Here is an 18,050-nt window from a genome sequence, read left to right as displayed (position 1 = left end):
ATTAGCGTGACTAAACTTTAGTCTGCAGTAGGTGATAAGGTCGTTGACGTAACGTGTCAGGAATTTTTCCTAATTGGCACTGAGTTTTGGTGACTTCTATTCCTAACGCAGTCAGGCGTTTATTAAATAGAGGTAAGTAATTCATTACTTGGTGTTTGGTTTGCTCATTAGAAGTATAAAAGTCTAACTCTAGTGTACCTTGACGCAATTTGGCCTTGGTCAACAATTCCCCTAAATCACCAGCACTTAATTTCATGGTCAAATGCCAAATTCGATTGTTGTCGTTTGCATCCTCTTTCCCGTCTTCTCTTGAATCACTCTCACGCCTGACTAATAACTCGATATCTTGCAACTTATTGCCAAACGCAGAGGGCAAGGTGTAGTAAAAACTGTCTTGACCTTGCAGGAGTTGCTCGGCATTGCCAATTTTACTACTTTGATGACCGGCAAATAAACGGCTTATTTCTCGCAAGATTTGATACTTCTGTTCTAGCTGAGCAAACTCATTCAACCCCTTTGAACTGACTGGTGCGCTACTATTCGTTTTGCCAGAACCCGCGCTCGATTCAGAACTAAAAAGAGAATTAATCCCTTGGGATAGTTTCTCGCTTTGGTGAGGTTGGTTGCGCGCAAAGCGTGATGCCAGAGATATTTGAATTAACGTTACTAAGCCGCTGAGCATGCCTTGCCCTGAAACAGGACTAACAATTTGCGTTGCACTTAAACTCAGTGCTTGGTTTGTTAATAGCTGACGTATTTGATTAGCGTCCTGCTCTTTACCTTGAGGTACATTTTGTTTTATTTGTTCCAGTACATGTTCTTTAAGACCTTTTACCCCTGGCTCTTCAATAAACTGCGTATCGTTTAGCGCACTGGCTATTCTGGTTAATGATTCACTGGGCTGCTCAGCTCTTGCTTGCACAACGCGCAATAACGAATGCAGCACTTCTATCGCTTGCGCTTTAACCTTCGCTGTCATTTGCGGGACGACAATATTCGCTTTATTAACCTGTTCATTGTTTACTGAAGTCTCAGCTTGTCTGCCAATTGGTGGAGTTTTAGCCGTTGTGCTATCAGTAGAGTGTATTGCTGTGGATTTTGAAACGCTATCAGGCTTACTGCTATTGGATAGAATGGTACTGGCTGTCGCAGAGTTTATCGCCTTTGCAGTAGCTTGCTGATCGCCCGTTATGTTGTTCAGAAACTGATTTATTCCATGGCGAAAGGATGAAGCAGCAGATCCTGCTAACTTTGAGATATGGCTTTGTGACCTATTTATTGGCTGGTGATTTGAAGGCAGCTCTGAATTTTTCCTATCTAGAGACTGATTCAACAAAGGCTCTATGATAGGAGCGGCTGACCTTTGCGCGCTGTTGCTCGCAATAAGTAGAAGTGCTCTGTGTGTTTGCGCGTCGACGGGGACATTTAGTGTTTTTAACAGTGTTGCAATGCTGTCGATATTTTTTCCAGTTATCTGTATCTGGGCTGACGGTTTCGTGGTGACTGAATTCAGCTCATCGATATTTTGAATAACCGCCCCACCATCTTTATTTATCGCCAAATGTAATTTTGTTGCGATAGAGCTTTGTAACGCCGTCATTAATAGAGGATTGTTTTTAATATTCTGGGAAGTACTCACATTCGACTGTGAAGTATTTGCGCCGATATTCGCGTCGCGTATCAGGGGGGCTGTCGATGTCAGAGCGCGACCCAATGCCTTGCTATCAATTACTATTTGAGGCGAGTTTTGATTAAAGAGGAGAGTATTCTGTCGAGGTTGTAACGTATTGCCTTGCACTGGCGTCTTTGAGGCTGCATCAACAAGCATTTGTTTAAGCAGCGGCGAGATCTGATCATTAGTGACGTTGGTGATAATGCTTTGAGAACCAGTGTTAAGACTATTAAGTAACATCTGCCACTGGTTGCCAACCGGTTTAAGCTGCACATTAAGTATTTCCCTATTTCTGAAAGGATTAGGGGCTGGGGAAGAGGTAGATAAACTTACACTGGAACTTTGCTGAGTAGCTGAGCTTGTAAACGTCAATGTTGTTAACTTAGCATCGATTGCGACGACTTGAGCTTGAGTGCTCAATAATGTCGGAGGAATGCGAGCAGCCTGTATTTGGCTAGGTGGTAAGCTTAAAACTCGTTCTAGTTGTTGACTGTTTATCGTTGCATTGGGTTGCTTGGCGCTAGTTGTTTGTGTGCTGGTAAATAGCAGAATTGGAGTGCTAGTCGCTTGTTGAGTGCCTACAGCGGCTCGAGTGCCTATAGCGGGTTGAGGCGCCGCTTTAGGCTGAGATTCGGTTGAGGGCTGAACTGATGACAATGAAGCTGCGGTGGATACTTGCGGCGTTGCCTTAGTAGAGGTTGCCGTGTTTGCAACATCAATGGTAACACTAACGTTATAGCGCAACTTCGGATCGAGTTGACCTTTAATCTCACTTGTTGCGAGCGCAACAGGCTGACCTTGCGCCGTCGAGCTGACCGTCACAAGGGCAGGTGATACTTGCTTGATGATAGCCTCAGAACTATGCCCACCGGTGCTTGGCGCGACCTTAGCTTGCTGAGTAGCTTGCGCCGTTAGCGTTGAGGAAATAGGAGGGCTATCTGACATATATCGTTTATCGGCTGTTAGCGAATAATATTAATCTAAATGTAGCATGCTCTTATACCAATCCGCATCAATAAGTGCCGCATCAGAATGCGTCCAGCGCTTTAGATTAAGGTGTCACTATGCAGTAATGGTTGTTCCCTTTCAAATAGTGAAAACACAGAGCAAAAGCTGCTGTAGCATTCCTTTTAGGCGAGTTTTAAAAGGACTCACACATGCGTTGCATGACGTCGAAAGAGAACGAGTTGTCTTTTAATAAAGAGCGGCCAGTCATGCGCCTTGTTTAAGCCTTTTACACTATCGCTGAGTGATCGCTTATTAACGTGTAATGGTATTAATCCAAAACTGTAGGCTTAGCACGTCTTTTAGTTTTGCAAGAGCACGGGAATTAACAGCGTTTTCTCATTATGAACACACTATGGCTGATGCGTACCACCTAGGGGGCGCATTACTGCCGTTCATATTGTTATCAAAGCTCTGGCATTTTTATAAGAATCATTCTTTAGTACCCTAAAATGACAACTTTAGTACATGAATTGATACGACTTATTTGATTTTCTGAGTATTCCAGATTGTTGGGCTGTGGTATTATCGCGGCGTTTTTTTGTCTAACTATTTGTTTATCTAGGGACTGCTTTGCCGCTACTTTCTGCTCATCAATTATCTGTTTCAAAGCGCGATAGGTTGCTGTTTGATGAGATAAATATATCTGTTTCTGCGGGTGATTTGATGTATATCAAGGGGCCAAATGGTGCGGGCAAAACAAGTCTATTGAGAGTATTAACCGGATTAGTAAACGCTGACAGCGGGTCGGTTGCGTACCGCGGGCAAAACATTATGCAAAATCGCGAGGCTTACCAAAGTGACTTACTCTATTTTGGTCATGCTTTGGGCATAAACCGCAGTTTAAATCCACTCGAGAATTTAATGTATTGGTGTTGCCAACACAGTGTAATGACCAGTGAAAACGCAATATACAATGTATTGGGTGTACTAGGGTTAGTGGGTTTAGAAGATGTGCCGGTAAGTAATTTATCGGCAGGGCAGCAAAGGCGTGTTGCATTAGCGAGATTTTGGTTAAAAACCACTGCCACAGTATGGATATTAGATGAACCATTCACTGCACTAGACGTACAAGGGATTGCACTGTTAAACGCTCGAATTATTCAGCATTTGCAGCAAGATGGGTGTGTGGTCATGACTTCTCATCAAGCGTTAGATGTGGATTACCCAACAAAAGAGTTACAGTTGGAATATCGCATATGAGCATTGCATTAAAAGCGATATTCTCACGCGATTTGGCTTTAGCCTATCGCCAGCGTTCAGAGCTGATGCAGCCAATGATGTTTTTCATTTTGGTAATAAGTTTGTTTCCGTTAGGCATAGGGCCAAACCCAGCTACATTGCAAAAGGTTGGGCCTGGTGTGATATGGGTTGCAGCGATCTTGTCATCATTGCTGGGTATGGAGCGTTTGTTTAAAGATGATTATAATGATGGTTCACTTGAGCAAATAATGTTGTCGGCGACGCCGTTGCCGTTTGTGGTGCTGGTTAAAGTGTTTACCCATTGGCTCACCAGTATTGTACCGCTTTTGTTGTTATCACCTCTTTTGGCGCTTTTTTTAAATTTAACTGAACCTATGTATTGGGCGTTGTTAAGTACACTTTTATTGGGTACGCCTTTATTGAGTTTAGTGGGCGCCATTGCCGTCGGATTAACCCTAGGGCTTAATCGAGGAGGAGTGTTGTTAGCACTGCTGCTATTGCCGGTGTTTATTCCATTATTGATTTTTGCTACTGCAGCGGTAGAAGCTGCGTCATTACAATTACCGTATACGGCACAGTTAGCCATTATTGGCGCAATGTTATTAATCTCCTTGGCTTTGGCGCCCTTCGCTATTGCCTACGCATTACGAGTGAGTCAAAACTGATGTGGAAATGGTTACATCCTTATGCGAAAACCCAAAATGCTTACCAGCTATGTGAGCGCTTACTACCTTGGTTTGTCACTTCATCGCTTATCTCTTTTAGCGTTGGGATGATATGGGGCCTTGCTTTTGCTCCCTCTGATTACCAGCAAGGGGATTCCTTTCGCATAATCTATATTCACGTACCTAGCGCGATCTTATCTATGGGGGCATACAGTGCGATGGCGATTTCAGCTTTTATCGGTTTAGTCTGGCAGGTGCGCACCGCATTTATGGCCATGATAGCGCTCGCGCCAATTGGTGCAGTGGTAACCTTTATCGCATTGTTTACCGGCGCTGCTTGGGGGAAACCCATGTGGGGCACTTGGTGGGTGTGGGATGCGCGCTTAACCTCTGAGTTGATTTTGTTATTTTTGTACTTAGGCGTTATTTCCTTGTATGCCTCATTTGAGGATAAGCAGCAAGGAGGCAAAGCAGCAGGTGTGATGGCACTGGTAGGTGTGATTAATTTGCCGATTATTCATTTTTCCGTGGAATGGTGGAATACCTTACACCAGGGCGCGAGTATCACTAAATTCGATAAGCCATCGGTAGCGCCTGAAATGCTCTGGCCTTTGCTGATAAGCATTCTGGGACTGGCTTTGGTGATGGGCGCAATATTTATTCGACGTTTACAGAACGAGATATTACGTCGTGAGCTGCATCGCCCTTGGGTTCAAGCGCTAGTTACCCAAACGAAGAGGAAGTAAGGCATGCAGTTTGAAAGTGTCAGTGCATTTTTAGATATGGGCGGTTACGGATTCTACGTGTGGCTGTCTTTCGGCGTTAGTTTATTGGCTCTCGCTATTCTCGCTTTTGATGCCGTTCGCCAAAAAAAGCAATTGTTTAATGCCGTAGAAAAAGAGCAGGCCCGAAAAACACGTATTAAAGCGGCGAAGGCTGCTGCAGCAGCGCAAGCGTCGCTACAAAACGAGGAAGAAAAATGAATCCTAGACGTCAAAAACGCCTAATAGTGATATCCGCTATCGTAATGGTAATCGGCGCAGCAATTGGCTTAATGCTTTACGCCCTCAGTCAAAACATTGACTTGTTTTACACGCCTTCGGAAGTTATCGACGGTAAGCAAATAGGCCAAGTAAAAGAAGTTCCTCAAGTGGGGCAGCGTTTGCGCATCGGAGGCATGGTCGTTCCTGGCTCTGTTAAGCGTGACAACGAAAGTTTAGCGGTGAGTTTTGATTTAGTCGACACAGGTCCAATCGTGACAGTGAGCTACCAAGGCTTATTACCAGATTTATTCCGTGAAGGGCAGGGCATCGTCGCCACGGGCGTCTTAACAGCCGATAATCATATTGAAGCGCACGAAGTGCTGGCTAAGCACGACGAAGAATACATGCCACCCGAGTTAGCAGAAAAAATGAAAGGCATCAAACATGTGAAACCAGAGCAGGCTTACTCAACGCCAAAGGTGAGTGGCTGATATGGTGGCTGAATTAGGAAATATTTCACTGGTCTTAGCGTTACTCATGGCGATATCACTCGCTATTTATCCTTTGTGGGGCGCACAAAAAGATCATCTAAAACTGATGCAAATGGCCAAACCGCTGGCCATCGGTATGTTTGCGTTCACCCTAGTTGCATATATTTGCTTAACATGGGCGTTTGTACATGACGATTTCAGTTTGGCTTACGTGGCGAGCACCTCTAACAGTACCTTGCCGCTTGTGTATAAATACACTGCCGTATGGGGCGGGCATGAAGGCTCATTCTTGCTATGGGTGATGATCTTTTCGATTTGGACCGTCGCCGTCGCGTTGTTTAGTAAAGCGATAGAGTTGAAAATGGTGGCTCGAGTCTTATCCATTCTTGGCATGGTAGCGATTGGTTTTTACTTGTTTATGTTGCTTACATCGAATCCATTTGATGTATTACTTCCGTTTTACCCTGTTGATGGGCGTGATCTAAACCCGCTTCTTCAAGACTTCGGCATGATAATTCATCCGCCTATGCTGTACATGGGGTATGTTGGGTTTTCTGTGGCTTTCGCTTTTGCCTTAGCCGCATTGATTTCTGGTCAGTTAGATTCAACGTGGGCCAGATGGTCTCGTCCTTGGACAATTGCTGCATGGTCATTTCTCACCGTAGGGATCGCCCTAGGTAGTTGGTGGGCTTATTATGAACTTGGCTGGGGCGGTTGGTGGTTTTGGGATCCTGTTGAAAATGCCTCGTTTATGCCGTGGCTTGTAGGTACAGCATTAATGCACAGCTTAGCGGTAACCGAGAAGCGCAAAGTGTTTAAATCGTGGACTGTTTTACTGGCTATTGCTGCGTTCTCGTTAAGCCTACTTGGTACGTTTTTAGTGCGCTCGGGTATTTTGGTGTCTGTGCACTCTTTTGCCAGTGACCCAAGTCGAGGTCTTTTTATTTTAGGCTTACTTGTTGTGGTGATTGGCGGCTCTCTTTTACTGTTCGCAATCCGTGCACCACAACTTAAAGGTGCTGGCCGTTACCAATTATTTTCCCGTGAGGTGATGCTCGCTGGAAACAACGTATTTCTGACCGCGGCCTGTTTGGTGGTGTTATTAGGCACACTTTTACCACTAGTGCACAAAGAATTAGGCCTGGGGTCTATTTCAATTGGCGCTCCTTTCTTTAATCAAATGTTTAGCTATTTGATTGTGCCATTTGTATTACTGATGGGCATCGGGCCATTGTCACGCTGGAAGAATCAGGCACCCTCGGCGCTGTATAAGCAGTTGTTGATCGCGTTTGGACTGAGCTTGTCTGCTGCTATCTTGGTGACGGCGAATTTCGAGCAAACATCCTATATGGCGGCGTTAGGTATGGTTATGGGGTTCTGGATTGTGGTCACCACTATCATGGAAATACACCAGCGCATTAATGCCGATAAAAAACTGTCACAACAACCGATTTTCTCGGCCTTGGCTAAACTGACGCCTAGCCATTGGGGCATGGTGGTCGGCCACTTGGGCTTCGCTGTCAGTATTATTGGTATCACTTTGGTGAGTAACTACAACCAAGAAAAACACGTGCGCATGGCGTATGGCGAAACCGTTCAACTCATGGGTTATGACTTTACCTTTAAGGGGGTAAGTAACGTTAAAGGGCCGAATTATACGGGCTATCAAGCGCATGTAGTGGCGAAACAAGACGGTGAAGTAGTCGCTAACCTGGAAGCTGAAAAACGGATTTATACCGTGCAGCGCAATGTGATGACAGAGGCCGGGATTGATTCAAATATTCACCGCGACTTGTTCGTGGCACTTGGCGAGCAACTTGACGATGGCGATTGGGCTTTGCGCATCTACGTAAAACCGTTCGTAAACTGGATTTGGGCCGGCGCTTTCATCATGGGATTTGGTGGCATTTTGTCTATCTCAGATAAGCGTTATCGCATGCAGAAACTAGCTAGCAAGAAAGTTGCTAAAGACCAAACAAAACTGAACGCGCCGCAGGTGCCAGCTTCTCAAGATGCAGTGGAGTCTCGATCATGAGAAAGATTTCGTTATTCGTATTGCCTTTAATTCTGTTTGTGGGCTTAGCGATATTTTTATTTCAAGGGTTGTTTAGTAACCCAAGAGAGCACGAATCAACCTTGTTGAACAAACCCGTTCCGAGTTTTGTATTACCTGATCTAATGGATACCGATTTAACCTACACCACAGAAGTGTTTGTGGGCAAGGTCACCCTGCTGAACGTGTGGGGCGTGTGGTGCGTTACCTGCGCTGTGGAAATTCCGTTTTTAGAGCAGTTAAAAAACGAGGGTAAACACATAGTCGGTTTGTATTACGATCAGGACATCGACCCAGATTTTGGTATTAAAACCGTCGAAAGAGTGCAGCAAGAAGTTGAGCAGAAACTTGGTCAATTAGGTGACCCTTATGCTTACAATATTTTTGATGTAAAGCGTGACCTATCCTTAGATTTAGGTGTAACGGGTGCGCCCGAAACCTTTTTGATTGATAAGCAAGGCAAGGTGCGCTTGCATCATATTGGCGATATTAATCCTAGAGTGTGGCAGAACAAGTTCGAGTCTGTATATCAGGAGTTGATTGCAGAATGATACGTTTTAAATTTCTTATCTTGGCACTGTTCACTGTGCTAAGTACCTCAATCTTTGCCAGTGAAGAAACCTACCAGTTTGAAACAGATGCGCAAAGTGCGTTGTTCTTTGAATTAACTAAAGAGCTGCGCTGTCCTATGTGTCAAAACCAAAATATCGCCGATTCAGACGCCATGATTGCTGCTGACCTGCGCCGTAAGGTGTATCAGCTAGTCAATGAAGGGCAATCTCGCGAGCAAATTATTGATTATATGAAGCAGCGTTATGGCGACTTTGTTTATTATCAACCGCCTGTGAACGCAACTACGGTTTGGTTATGGTTATTGCCGGCGTTTTTTGTCTGTTTCGGCATTGTTTTTGTTGTGCGCAGTCGCCAGCAAAAGCCAGTAAGCCAAGATGAGAATAAGCTGCAAGCCGCGGAAAGGTTGCTGGAGGAAGATAAGTGAGCGTATTTTGGATAACGGGGATCGTTTTGTTACTCGTAGCGGCGGGTTTCGTTGTATTTCCCTGGTTAGTAGAAGGGCGAAAACGCCAAGATACATTGACTAATACCCGTTTAATTCGGCAACGCTTGATTGAGCTAGAACGGGAAGAGCACGAAGGCTTGCTAAGTCATCAAGACCGATTGGAAACAGAGAAAGATCTGAAAATTGCTTTGCTCGACGAGCAAGACTCACAGGCTCAGAATGCTAGCTCCGCTCGCGGTGTCTTGCTTATTGGCGGCTTGCTAAGTGTGGTCACAGTCGCTGTATTGTACTTTCAGGTGAACAATGTATCAGCATTGAATAACTGGCAAGATGCCAAAGCACAGCTACCGGAATTGGCTGAGCGCATTGTGACGCAAGGTGACGCCTCAGTCACCGAAGAAGATCTGCAGCAGTTCGCGCTGGGGTTAAGAACTAAGCTTACTAGCAGTGAAAATGATGCCATAGGTTGGACGCTACTTGGCCGCGTATATGTGGCTACTAATCGTGTTGAAAGCGCGATGGATGCCTTTGAGCGAGCACTTGTAATTGAACCTGACAATGTCGAAACGCTAGCCAGTTACAGCCAAATGCTATTAATGGTGAATCAAGAAAGTTATCTCGCACAGGCAAAAGTGTATTTGAATCGCATATTACAGTTGGATCCACAAAACACCGGGGCATTGGGTATGTTGGCGATGGCGGCTACCCAACAAGGTGACAAAGAACTAGCAATTGAAACCTGGCAGCGATTAAAAGCATTTGTGCCTAAAGAGGCGCCGATATATCAATCAATCGAAGCGCAAATAGCCCAGTTACAAGGGAATGCCGCAGTCACACCGGAATCGCTGATTAAACAAGAGCCTTTAGCGGGTGCAATGCCATCAGAAGATAAAAACTCTTCAGCAGCAGAGCCTGATAGCGCGTCTGTAATGGTGAGTGTTAACGTTACCTTAGATAAGTTATTGACTGGTAAAATACCACAAGACGGCTTTTTGTTTGTTTATGCCCAAGATGCAAATGGTGGCAGCAAAATGCCAGCAGCAGTAGTGAAAATGCCTATGGGCGAATTACCCATTACGGTGGAATTGTCAGATGCGAACGCTGTAATGCCTACGCTAACCTTGTCGCAATTATCAAAGGTGCGGTTAGTGGCTAAAATATCTCAGTCTGGCAATGTCATGAAAACAAGCGGTGATTTACAAGGAACGTTGGAGATAACACTTAATAAATCGAAAAACGAACAATACACGATATTAATCAATGAGGAATTACCGTGAATAAACTAAAAATAGGCTCGCTATTTTTTGTGTTATTGACCTTGGGTGGCTGTGCGTCAAGTAACAGCGCAGACGACCAAGCACAGGAATATAACGACCCGAAAGATCCGTTTGAATCCGTTAACCGCACCTTCTGGGATTTTAACTACGACATTCTTGATAACTATGTGCTACGGCCAGTAACCGTGGTTTATGTTGATTACACGCCGCAATTCGCTCGTACTGGGTTATTTAACGCGGCGCTGAATCTTGAAGAGCCTTCCAACTCTTTGAACAACTTATTGCAAGGCAAGCCTGATGGCATGTTGATCAGTATTGGTCGTTTCTTGTTAAATTCGACTGTAGGGCTTTTGGGTACGATAGATGTAGCAACCGAATTAGGTCTTGTTCGCAATGAAGAAGAGTTCGGTGAAACACTAGGTAAGTGGGGCGTTGGGACAGGCCCTTACTTGATGATACCTGCCTTAGGACCTAACGACATCCGAAGTGGAGTAGGGGACATTGTAGATACTTCCTATACCCCGTTAGATGCGCTTAACTTTTACTTTTCTGCTTTTAGAACGGGTATTAAAGTACTTGAGAGTCGTGCAACTTTGATGTCTCAAGAACAGCAGCTTGAGCAATCTGCCGATCCTTACAGCTTCGTTAAAAATGCATATTTCCAAAACTTAGAGTTTAAAGTAAAAGACGGCCAAGTGGAAAAAACACAAGAAGAAGAAGCCCTTGAAGATGATATTGATGCGTACTTGAATAGCCTTGAATAGTGGGTAATCCTAAGTAAATAGAATCGCTATGATAAGCATTAAAAAAAGCCCGATTAACTTAGGTTAATTGGGCTTTTTTTGTTTTTACAGGAATTGGTTTAGCTTCTACAACTGAATGCTGAAATTTACTTATAACCGTTCGGATTATTCGATTGCCAATTCCAAGAGTCGCGGCACATATCGGCCAAACCTTTTTCTGCCTTCCAGCCTAAAGCTTCGCTGGCAAGTTTTGGGTCCGCGTAGCAAGCTGCTACGTCACCTTCACGTCGAGGTACGAACTTATAAGCAATGGTTTGCCCGCTTTGCCTTTCAAACTCTTTCACCATGTCGACTACGCTGTAGCCTTGGCCTGTACCTAAGTTGTAGGTCACTAAGCCAACATCGCTTTGTAGCTTATCGAGGGCCTTGAGATGGCCAGCGGCTAAATCTTCAACGTGTATGTAGTCTCGCACACCTGTGCCATCTGGTGTGTCGTAGTCATTACCGAAAACTGACAGGAATTCGCGTTTCCCTGTGGCCACTTGGGTGATAAACGGCATTAAGTTGTTAGGAATACCGTTCGGATCTTCCCCTATACGCCCTGAAGGATGCGCCCCCGCTGGATTGAAGTAACGCAGTACAGCAATATTCCAGCTGTTGTCAGACTTATACAAATCCCGCAATACCAATTCCACCATTAACTTGGATTGACCGTATGGGTTCGTTGGTTGCCCAGTAGGAAGGCCTTCATGCAGAGGTAATTCAACGGGATCGCCATAAACCGTAGCAGAAGAGCTAAAGACCAAGCTTTTCACATTGTGCTTAGCCATAGATTCACATAACACCAGGGTACCGTAAACGTTGTTATCGTAATACATCAATGGCTTTTCAACTGATTCACCAACCGCTTTTAGCCCAGCAAAGTGTATAACCGAATCAATGCTGTGAGAGGTAAATAGCGTATCGAGCACATTGGCATCACGAATATCTCCCTCTACAAACGTTACTTGCTTGCCGGTTAGCTTTTCTACGCGAGCTAACGCCTCTTTTGAAGAGTTACATAGGTTATCGAGAACAACGACCTTGTCGTTATTTTCCAGCAATTGTAAAACCGTGTGGCTGCCAATGTAGCCAGCGCCGCCTGTTACTAAAATTGTTTGCATCGGGTTACTCTCCTTGGTGGTCAATTGGGGGAATGTATTTCGCGCACAGACTATATTGTATTGGTCTAAGCACTAAGGGGTAAAGGGCAGCTACCAGTGCCGCCCAAAGCAGTGAATACCAGCTTTCAGTGCTTCTAAATATTAGGATGAATATAGGCAAGAGCACCGCTAACTTTAAAACGTTGAGCAGAAGCTTTTCAGGTCCTGTTAGTTTGTTTTGAGCAATTTGAATGGCGGCTAACCGCTCAGTCAGCGGCAAATGGGCAATACTCGGAATGTCTCTAGACGAAAAATAGATTTTCATTTCACTCTTGCTTATCTAAAAGAAACGCCTAGCTGAAGTTAAACAGGTAGGCGCTATTTATAGTATTATATTATTAATCAATTCGCCACTGGCGAACCACGTTTGTTAGCTGGCTCGTTGACCAGCTCTGCATCCATTATGCTCGCTTGTTCTCAGCAAGCTTTTCCCATGCTTTGGTTTTAAAGCTCAGCAAGAAAATGACAATACCGATGGCAATGGTGAATAAACTAATTTGCAAATACAGGTTAGGCATATCTTCTACTTTATTCGGATCGAAGTTACCTGCCAACAGACCGGCTATGACGTTCCCGATTGAATAAGTTAATACGAAAACACCCATCATTTGACCAGCAAAACGTTTAGGAGAAAGCTTACTTACGGCTGCTAATGCAACAGGGCTTAAGCATAACTCACCTACCGTATGTAAGAAGTAAGTAGCGACTAACCAATAGGGTGCAACGCGCAAGCCCGTCGCAGCAGCTTGGGCTGCAAAGAACATGACCAAGAAACCCGTTGCCATAATAATTAAGCCGACAGCACATTTAAGGCCGTATGATGGCGTCAGCATGCGCTTGGCTAGGTTTATCCATAAAGCCGCGAAAAACGGTGATAAAATAATGATGAAGAAGGAGTTGGCTGATTGGAACCAAGCTGTCGGGATCTCGAAATCGCCTAACATACGCTCAGTATAATCACGGCCAAACAAGTTTAGCGACGAGCCTGCTTGCTCAAAGCCTGTCCAGAAAAAGATAGAGGCTAAGCACACCAAGAAAAGCGCACCTAAGCTGCGTTTCTCATTTGCGTCCAAATTACCAAAAAAGAACACACCGGCATAATAAGCCAAGAACACCACAGTAATTGCAATAGCCACGTACTGCGCCATGGTAACAGGGTCAAAACTAAGCTGACCGCTGATCATTAGATACGTTACAACGGCCAATCCGATCATGGCAACAGCAATGACTTGCCAAGAACGCTTAGTGGCGGTCGCAGACATCGCCACCATAGGTTGTGCACCTGCGCCGTCTAATTTGTGAATGGTCATGCGATATTGAATTAAGCCAATACCCATACCAATGGCTGCTGCACCGAAAGCCCAATGCCAGCCCATTTCAACTTGCAAATAACCACATACGATGTAACCAATGATTGAACCTAGGTTGATACCTAAATAATAAAGTGTGTACCCACTATCACGACGCTCGTCGTCATCTGCATACAGTTGACCCACCATAGCGCCGATATTTGGCTTAAGTAGACCTGTGCCTAACACCACTAGCACTAAGCCAACGAAGAAGGTTGAGTTGTTAGGAATCGCCAACACTATGTGACCACACATGATGATCACACCGCCGTACCAAACAGCTCGCTGTCCGCCAATTAGGCGATCGGCTATCCAGCCGCCGGGCAAACCCATAAAATAAACTGCGCCGGTGTATAAGCCGTAAATCGCAGTAGCGGATGCTACCGTAATCACTAAACCGCCTTCTTGAATACTCGCGGTCATGAAAAGTACTAATAATGCGCGCATGCCGTAGTAACTCATGCGCTCCCACATCTCAGTGAAGAATAGGGTAGAAAGGCCCCCTGGTTGGCCTAAAAAATCTTTTGTTTTTGTTGTCATAATACCTGCCGTAAACCCAGTTAGCGTCTTTATATTAAAAAAGAAACACGAATGAAGATGCTAAAAGTCTGGTTATGATTATTGTTTTTGCCGACTACTCTAACGGTAGTTAACGATTTTCAGCCACGTTTATACTAGAGCCAAGGGATGAAGACAAGAAAGGCAGTAAATTCTGCAAGAAAATCCAATCGGTTTAAGCTGCAAATGGGTACAAAATATATGCTGCATAAGGTTGCTACCTTTAAGAATTTCGCTTGAATTAACGGAATTGTGGCGCATTTTAGGGAGCTTAATTCGACATAAACGTTGAATTTACAGTGCCAAATTTGCGAGTACAAAATTTAACGTTTAAATGCTGGTAATACAGGTTATTGATTTGCTAATATACCGCTGCATTTCGTCAGTGGGTGTTGTAACTGTTCATATTAGTCAACCCCACTTTAGGTTAAGACTTATTTGCGCCTGATTCATATATGTTTGTGCAGGAAAGGTGTTGTTGAGGTTGAGATTGAAAAGTTTATTCGGCAATACTTTGAAAAGGATTATCAAGTAGTATGTTAGCTCATTTGGAATTTTTTCCGATATTTACGGCGGCCTTCGTCGCATTTATTCTACTTATTGTTATGACCCCTATGGCCCATCACCTTGGGCTTGTAGATGAACCTAATCAGCGGAAGCATCACAGTGACACTGTACCGTTAACCGGTGGGGTCGCTATTTTTATGGCTGTGCTCATTGCAAGCTTTGTGACCGACGTGTGGCTTAAAAACGGATCCTTATTCTTTACTGCTGCAGCGTTTATTGTGTTGCTTGGTATGTTAGATGACAAATTTGATCTAAGCCCTAAAGGGCGTCTGATTTGTCAGTTTGGTGTTGCCGCAATAATGGCATGGAGCGCTCAGAATCATATTAGTTCTGTTGGCGACATACTGGGTTCAGGTAGTTCAGAGCTTGGCATGTTTGGTTATTTTTTCACATTGATATGCGTAGTGGGGGTAATTAATGCCTTCAACATGATCGATGGAATTGACGGATTAGCCGGTGGGATGAGCTTAGTGGTGCTAAGTGGCGTCGTGTTTTTGCTAATATTCTCAAATAACAGCAGTGCTATTATGGGCCCAATGTTGATTATCGCTGCGATTGTTCCTTTTTTAGCGTTTAACCTCAGCTGGAAAGGGTTCAAAGGTAACAAGATTTTTATGGGTGACAGCGGAAGTATGTTCGTTGGACTAACCATCGTTTGGCTAATGGTTGATTATACACAAGGCAGTAGTCCTGCTATGCGCCCCATCACGGCCGCGTGGATTATTGGCCTACCTTTGATGGATATGGCGGCAATTATGTATCGCCGAGCTCGCAAAGGGCAATCAATGTTGCGCCCTGACCGTCAACACTTACACAATATTTTTATGCGAGCGGGACTTTCATCTCGTAGAGCGCTAGCGGCCATTTTATTGCTTGGTTGTGGTTACGCAGCGATAGGGATATTAGGCGAAATATTTAACGTGCGTGAGTCGATTATGTTTGGTGCCTTCATCGTACTGTTAGTTATTTATAGTTTTGTGATCCAAAATATATGGACAATTCTTCGCTTTATTCGCGATAAGCGAACTGCTTAAAATAAAGGCATTCGGTAGTTAAATTTATTCCCGAATGCCTCAAGTCGTTTTACTAATGCTTTGCTTCGCGTTAGTCTTCACCCACTGAATTTTAGACTCTATGTTGTGTATGAATAAATATTGTTATGTGCTGGCGAGCGTAATGCTTTTCCAAGGTTGTACAAGTATCAGCCAACCTACTGCCAGTAGGCCTCTCGTAGAACATGAATACGTTGTTTCCGCTCCAGTAGAAGACGATTCGATGCAACGCTCACTCTCGAATATAAGTACTGATGCTTCGATTTCGATCGATGCAAAAGCGGCCATTCTCGGTCCTAAATTTTTTTCGGCGAGTGGGGTTATTTGTCGCTCAGCTGAAACACAATATAACGGGCAGTATTTGTTTTGTCAGAATGCATTAAAACAGTGGTATCGAGTCAAGTCAGTGATCTCCACCTACAATGAAAACAACAGTGAGGTTACGCCGTAATGAATGTTAAACCCTTATTGTCCATAGTTTTCAGCACCTTATTAATCTTACTTTCTTCTGTTACTTATGCGCAGCAGAATGTTTCCCAAGAGCAGATGCGCCAAGCGCGTGAAGCTGCTGCTCAAAATCAGCAGGTAGATGTATCACAATACATTCAATCAAACGGCAATAGTACAGGGCGGGGCTCGAATGTAAACGTGCCCAATAGCAAAAACGCTAGGCCATTATCAGATGAAGAAGCTGGACTGCCCGCTCCGTTTGGGGCTAACTTATTTGACGGTGGGTTTGAGTCTGAGCGCAGTGACGGATTAAATAGCGCTTATTTAGTTGCTCCTGGCGACAAATTGTCTGTTCAAATGTGGGGAGCCGTTAATAGTGCTGACGTTGTAACAGTGGATAATCAAGGTAACGTATTTATTACTGATGTTGGTCCTATAAAAGTAAAAGATGTGCCTGCTAATCAAGTTAATAATGTAGTTACTCAAAAGATAAAGTCGATTTATACGAATAATGTCAATGTGTACGTAAACCTTCTCACGGCAACCCCCATCAGTGTTTTTGTTGCTGGCCCAGTAGAGCGCCCAGGGCAATATGCTGGCTTGGCATCTGATTCTTTATTATTTTTCCTTAAGCGTGCGGGAGGAATAGATCCTTTTCGTGGCAGTTACCGCGATATTCAAATCATGCGCCAAGGTAAAATCGTACTAGAGTACGATTTGTATGACTTTTTAAAAGAGGGACGACTCAAAGCTTTTTCATTTAAAGATGAAGACGTCATCTTAGTGAAAGAACAAGGTCCGATGGTGACGGTTGAAGGTGCCGCAAGATACCCTTTTAGGTTCGAATTAGAGGACATGCATTCTGCGGGTAAAGATCTAATGCATTATGCCCGCCCTCTCACTAAAACAAGCCATGTTGCCGTTACAGGCAATCGCGAAGGCGGTTTCATGTCAGTGTATTTGCCTTTGAATGATTTTACTGATTTCAATATGGTTGATGGCGATACGGTGTTATTTAACGATGATATTCGCCCGCAGGTGATCAGTGTTCAAATCTCCGGCAGTTATGAAGGGCCCTCTTTTTATACAGTTGAAAAAAACACACGCCTTTTAGATTTACTCAGTCACATCAAGGTAGACCCAGAACAATCTAATTATGGCGCTATTTATATTAAACGCGAAAGTGTGGTCGAAAAGCAAAAGGAGCTACTAGAAGAATCGTTACAGCGATTAGAGCGCAGTATCTTTACCGCCCCAGCTTCAAGTAGTGGTGAGGCATCTATAAGAGCGCAAGAAGCGGAGCTGGTGACTCAGTTTGTTGCAAGAGCTCGTCAAGTCGAGCCGCTGGGTAAAGTTATTGTTGCTGAAAATGGTAAAGTCGCAAATATCAGACTTGAGCAAGGGGATGAAATCGTTATTCCAGCGCAGACCGACTTAATTCAAGTCTCAGGTGAAGTGCTTATGCCACAAGCTATTGTGTACAATCCTGACGCTAAGTTAACAGACTATGTAGCTTGGTCAGGGGGCTTTAGTGACCGAGCAGATGACGAGCGAATTGCTATCGTTCACGCCAACGGACTGACCAGCTTCATGTCTAGCGATAATAATTTATGGTTTAGTAGTGAAAATGGTAGCGAGCTTGCTCCTGGGGACCAAATACTGGTCTTACCGAAAGTTGATACTAAGTTACTGCAATCGATCAAAGACATCACTCAAATAATTTATCAAATCGCGATTGCTGCAAACGTAGCAAGAGATTAGA

17 protein-coding genes are annotated in these 18,050 nt (G+C 44.3%); 13 read left to right on the top strand and 4 right to left on the bottom strand.

Annotated elements, in window-relative coordinates:
• Window positions 1-10: 10 nt before the first annotated feature.
• On the bottom strand, window positions 11-2,617 hold the full coding sequence (gene fliK / locus AC0L6N_RS14440) for a flagellar hook-length control protein FliK (protein ID WP_473475423.1): 2,607 nt from the start codon (window positions 2,615-2,617) through the stop codon (window positions 11-13).
• Window positions 2,618-3,250: 633 nt separating this feature from the next.
• Here fliK and ccmA point away from each other — a divergent pair.
• From ccmA to AC0L6N_RS14390, 10 genes are read left to right on the top strand one after another with little or no spacing between them, the layout of a single operon-like run.
• Window positions 3,251-3,880, top strand: a complete 630-nt coding sequence (ccmA, locus tag AC0L6N_RS14435; RefSeq protein WP_473475422.1) for a cytochrome c biogenesis heme-transporting ATPase CcmA — start codon at window positions 3,251-3,253, stop codon at window positions 3,878-3,880.
• Complete coding sequence (gene ccmB / locus AC0L6N_RS14430; protein WP_473475420.1) at window positions 3,877-4,545, top strand: heme exporter protein CcmB; 669 nt, start codon at window positions 3,877-3,879, stop codon at window positions 4,543-4,545. Before ccmA ends, ccmB begins: the two co-directional genes overlap by 4 nt.
• On the top strand, window positions 4,545-5,291 hold the full coding sequence (locus AC0L6N_RS14425; protein WP_473475418.1) for a heme ABC transporter permease: 747 nt from the start codon (window positions 4,545-4,547) through the stop codon (window positions 5,289-5,291). The genes ccmB and AC0L6N_RS14425 overlap by 1 nt, the downstream gene beginning before the upstream one ends.
• 3 nt (window positions 5,292-5,294) lie before the next feature.
• Entirely contained in the window at window positions 5,295-5,528 is a 234-nt protein-coding gene (ccmD, locus tag AC0L6N_RS14420; protein WP_473475416.1) for a heme exporter protein CcmD, read from the top strand.
• Window positions 5,525-6,019: a cytochrome c maturation protein CcmE gene (ccmE, locus tag AC0L6N_RS14415; protein ID WP_473475414.1), complete on the top strand. Its 495-nt coding sequence runs from the start codon at window positions 5,525-5,527 to the stop codon at window positions 6,017-6,019. Before ccmD ends, ccmE begins: the two co-directional genes overlap by 4 nt.
• 1 nt (window position 6,020) lies before the next feature.
• On the top strand, window positions 6,021-8,054 hold the full coding sequence (locus AC0L6N_RS14410) for a heme lyase CcmF/NrfE family subunit (RefSeq protein WP_473475412.1): 2,034 nt from the start codon (window positions 6,021-6,023) through the stop codon (window positions 8,052-8,054).
• Window positions 8,051-8,623 (top strand): redoxin family protein, encoded by a 573-nt coding sequence (locus AC0L6N_RS14405; RefSeq protein ID WP_011575986.1) that lies wholly within the window; start codon window positions 8,051-8,053, stop codon window positions 8,621-8,623. The genes AC0L6N_RS14410 and AC0L6N_RS14405 overlap by 4 nt, the downstream gene beginning before the upstream one ends.
• Window positions 8,620-9,069: a cytochrome c-type biogenesis protein gene (locus AC0L6N_RS14400; RefSeq protein WP_473475410.1), complete on the top strand. Its 450-nt coding sequence runs from the start codon at window positions 8,620-8,622 to the stop codon at window positions 9,067-9,069. Before AC0L6N_RS14405 ends, AC0L6N_RS14400 begins: the two co-directional genes overlap by 4 nt.
• A complete protein-coding gene (gene ccmI / locus AC0L6N_RS14395) occupies window positions 9,066-10,367 on the top strand; it encodes a c-type cytochrome biogenesis protein CcmI (protein WP_473475409.1) in 1,302 nt (433 codons plus the stop codon). Before AC0L6N_RS14400 ends, ccmI begins: the two co-directional genes overlap by 4 nt.
• A complete protein-coding gene (locus AC0L6N_RS14390) occupies window positions 10,364-11,131 on the top strand; it encodes an MlaA family lipoprotein (protein ID WP_473475408.1) in 768 nt (255 codons plus the stop codon). Before ccmI ends, AC0L6N_RS14390 begins: the two co-directional genes overlap by 4 nt.
• A gap of 125 nt (window positions 11,132-11,256) precedes the next feature.
• On the opposite strand, the gene galE is transcribed toward AC0L6N_RS14390, so the two are convergent.
• The 3 genes from galE to AC0L6N_RS14375 all read right to left on the bottom strand — a co-directional run bounded on the left by galE (window position 11,257) and on the right by AC0L6N_RS14375 (window position 14,201).
• Window positions 11,257-12,273 carry a UDP-glucose 4-epimerase GalE gene (gene galE / locus AC0L6N_RS14385; RefSeq protein WP_473475407.1) on the bottom strand — a complete coding sequence of 339 codons (1,017 nt, stop codon included), beginning with the start codon at window positions 12,271-12,273 and terminating at the stop codon, window positions 11,257-11,259.
• Window positions 12,274-12,277: 4 nt separating this feature from the next.
• Window positions 12,278-12,577 (bottom strand): DUF6170 family protein, encoded by a 300-nt coding sequence (locus AC0L6N_RS14380; protein WP_039987415.1) that lies wholly within the window; start codon window positions 12,575-12,577, stop codon window positions 12,278-12,280.
• 136 nt (window positions 12,578-12,713) lie between these two features.
• Complete coding sequence (locus tag AC0L6N_RS14375; RefSeq protein ID WP_473475405.1) at window positions 12,714-14,201, bottom strand: peptide MFS transporter; 1,488 nt, start codon at window positions 14,199-14,201, stop codon at window positions 12,714-12,716.
• A 554-nt stretch (window positions 14,202-14,755) separates the two neighbouring features.
• Here AC0L6N_RS14375 and wecA point away from each other — a divergent pair.
• The 3 genes from wecA (at window position 14,756) to AC0L6N_RS14360 (ending at window position 18,049) form a co-directional block, all read left to right on the top strand.
• On the top strand, window positions 14,756-15,820 hold the full coding sequence (wecA, locus tag AC0L6N_RS14370; RefSeq protein ID WP_473475403.1) for a UDP-N-acetylglucosamine--undecaprenyl-phosphate N-acetylglucosaminephosphotransferase: 1,065 nt from the start codon (window positions 14,756-14,758) through the stop codon (window positions 15,818-15,820).
• Window positions 15,821-16,061: 241 nt separating this feature from the next.
• Window positions 16,062-16,289, top strand: coding sequence for a hypothetical protein (locus AC0L6N_RS14365; protein WP_473475401.1), 228 nt, complete (start codon window positions 16,062-16,064; stop codon window positions 16,287-16,289).
• Window positions 16,289-18,049 carry a polysaccharide biosynthesis/export family protein gene (locus AC0L6N_RS14360; RefSeq protein ID WP_473475399.1) on the top strand — a complete coding sequence of 587 codons (1,761 nt, stop codon included), beginning with the start codon at window positions 16,289-16,291 and terminating at the stop codon, window positions 18,047-18,049. Before AC0L6N_RS14365 ends, AC0L6N_RS14360 begins: the two co-directional genes overlap by 1 nt.
• The last annotated feature ends 1 nt before the right edge of the window (window position 18,050 follow it).

The sequence above is a fragment of the Paraglaciecola sp. G1-13 genome (genome assembly GCF_055809255.1).
This window is presented reverse-complemented; position numbering and strand designations above follow the sequence as displayed.

Coding starts and splice junctions, on each gene's coding strand:
- fliK (WP_473475423.1), bottom strand. CDS start 2,617: ATGTCAGATAGCCCTCCTATTTCCTCAACGCTAACGGCGCAAGCTACT.
- ccmB (WP_473475420.1), top strand. CDS start 3,877: ATGAGCATTGCATTAAAAGCGATATTCTCACGCGATTTGGCTTTAGCC.
- AC0L6N_RS14425 (WP_473475418.1), top strand. CDS start 4,545: ATGTGGAAATGGTTACATCCTTATGCGAAAACCCAAAATGCTTACCAG.
- ccmD (WP_473475416.1), top strand. CDS start 5,295: ATGCAGTTTGAAAGTGTCAGTGCATTTTTAGATATGGGCGGTTACGGA.
- ccmE (WP_473475414.1), top strand. CDS start 5,525: ATGAATCCTAGACGTCAAAAACGCCTAATAGTGATATCCGCTATCGTA.
- AC0L6N_RS14410 (WP_473475412.1), top strand. CDS start 6,021: ATGGTGGCTGAATTAGGAAATATTTCACTGGTCTTAGCGTTACTCATG.
- AC0L6N_RS14405 (WP_011575986.1), top strand. CDS start 8,051: ATGAGAAAGATTTCGTTATTCGTATTGCCTTTAATTCTGTTTGTGGGC.
- AC0L6N_RS14400 (WP_473475410.1), top strand. CDS start 8,620: ATGATACGTTTTAAATTTCTTATCTTGGCACTGTTCACTGTGCTAAGT.
- galE (WP_473475407.1), bottom strand. CDS start 12,273: ATGCAAACAATTTTAGTAACAGGCGGCGCTGGCTACATTGGCAGCCAC.
- AC0L6N_RS14380 (WP_039987415.1), bottom strand. CDS start 12,577: ATGAAAATCTATTTTTCGTCTAGAGACATTCCGAGTATTGCCCATTTG.
- AC0L6N_RS14375 (WP_473475405.1), bottom strand. CDS start 14,201: ATGACAACAAAAACAAAAGATTTTTTAGGCCAACCAGGGGGCCTTTCT.
- wecA (WP_473475403.1), top strand. CDS start 14,756: ATGTTAGCTCATTTGGAATTTTTTCCGATATTTACGGCGGCCTTCGTC.
- AC0L6N_RS14365 (WP_473475401.1), top strand. CDS start 16,062: ATGCAACGCTCACTCTCGAATATAAGTACTGATGCTTCGATTTCGATC.
- AC0L6N_RS14360 (WP_473475399.1), top strand. CDS start 16,289: ATGAATGTTAAACCCTTATTGTCCATAGTTTTCAGCACCTTATTAATC.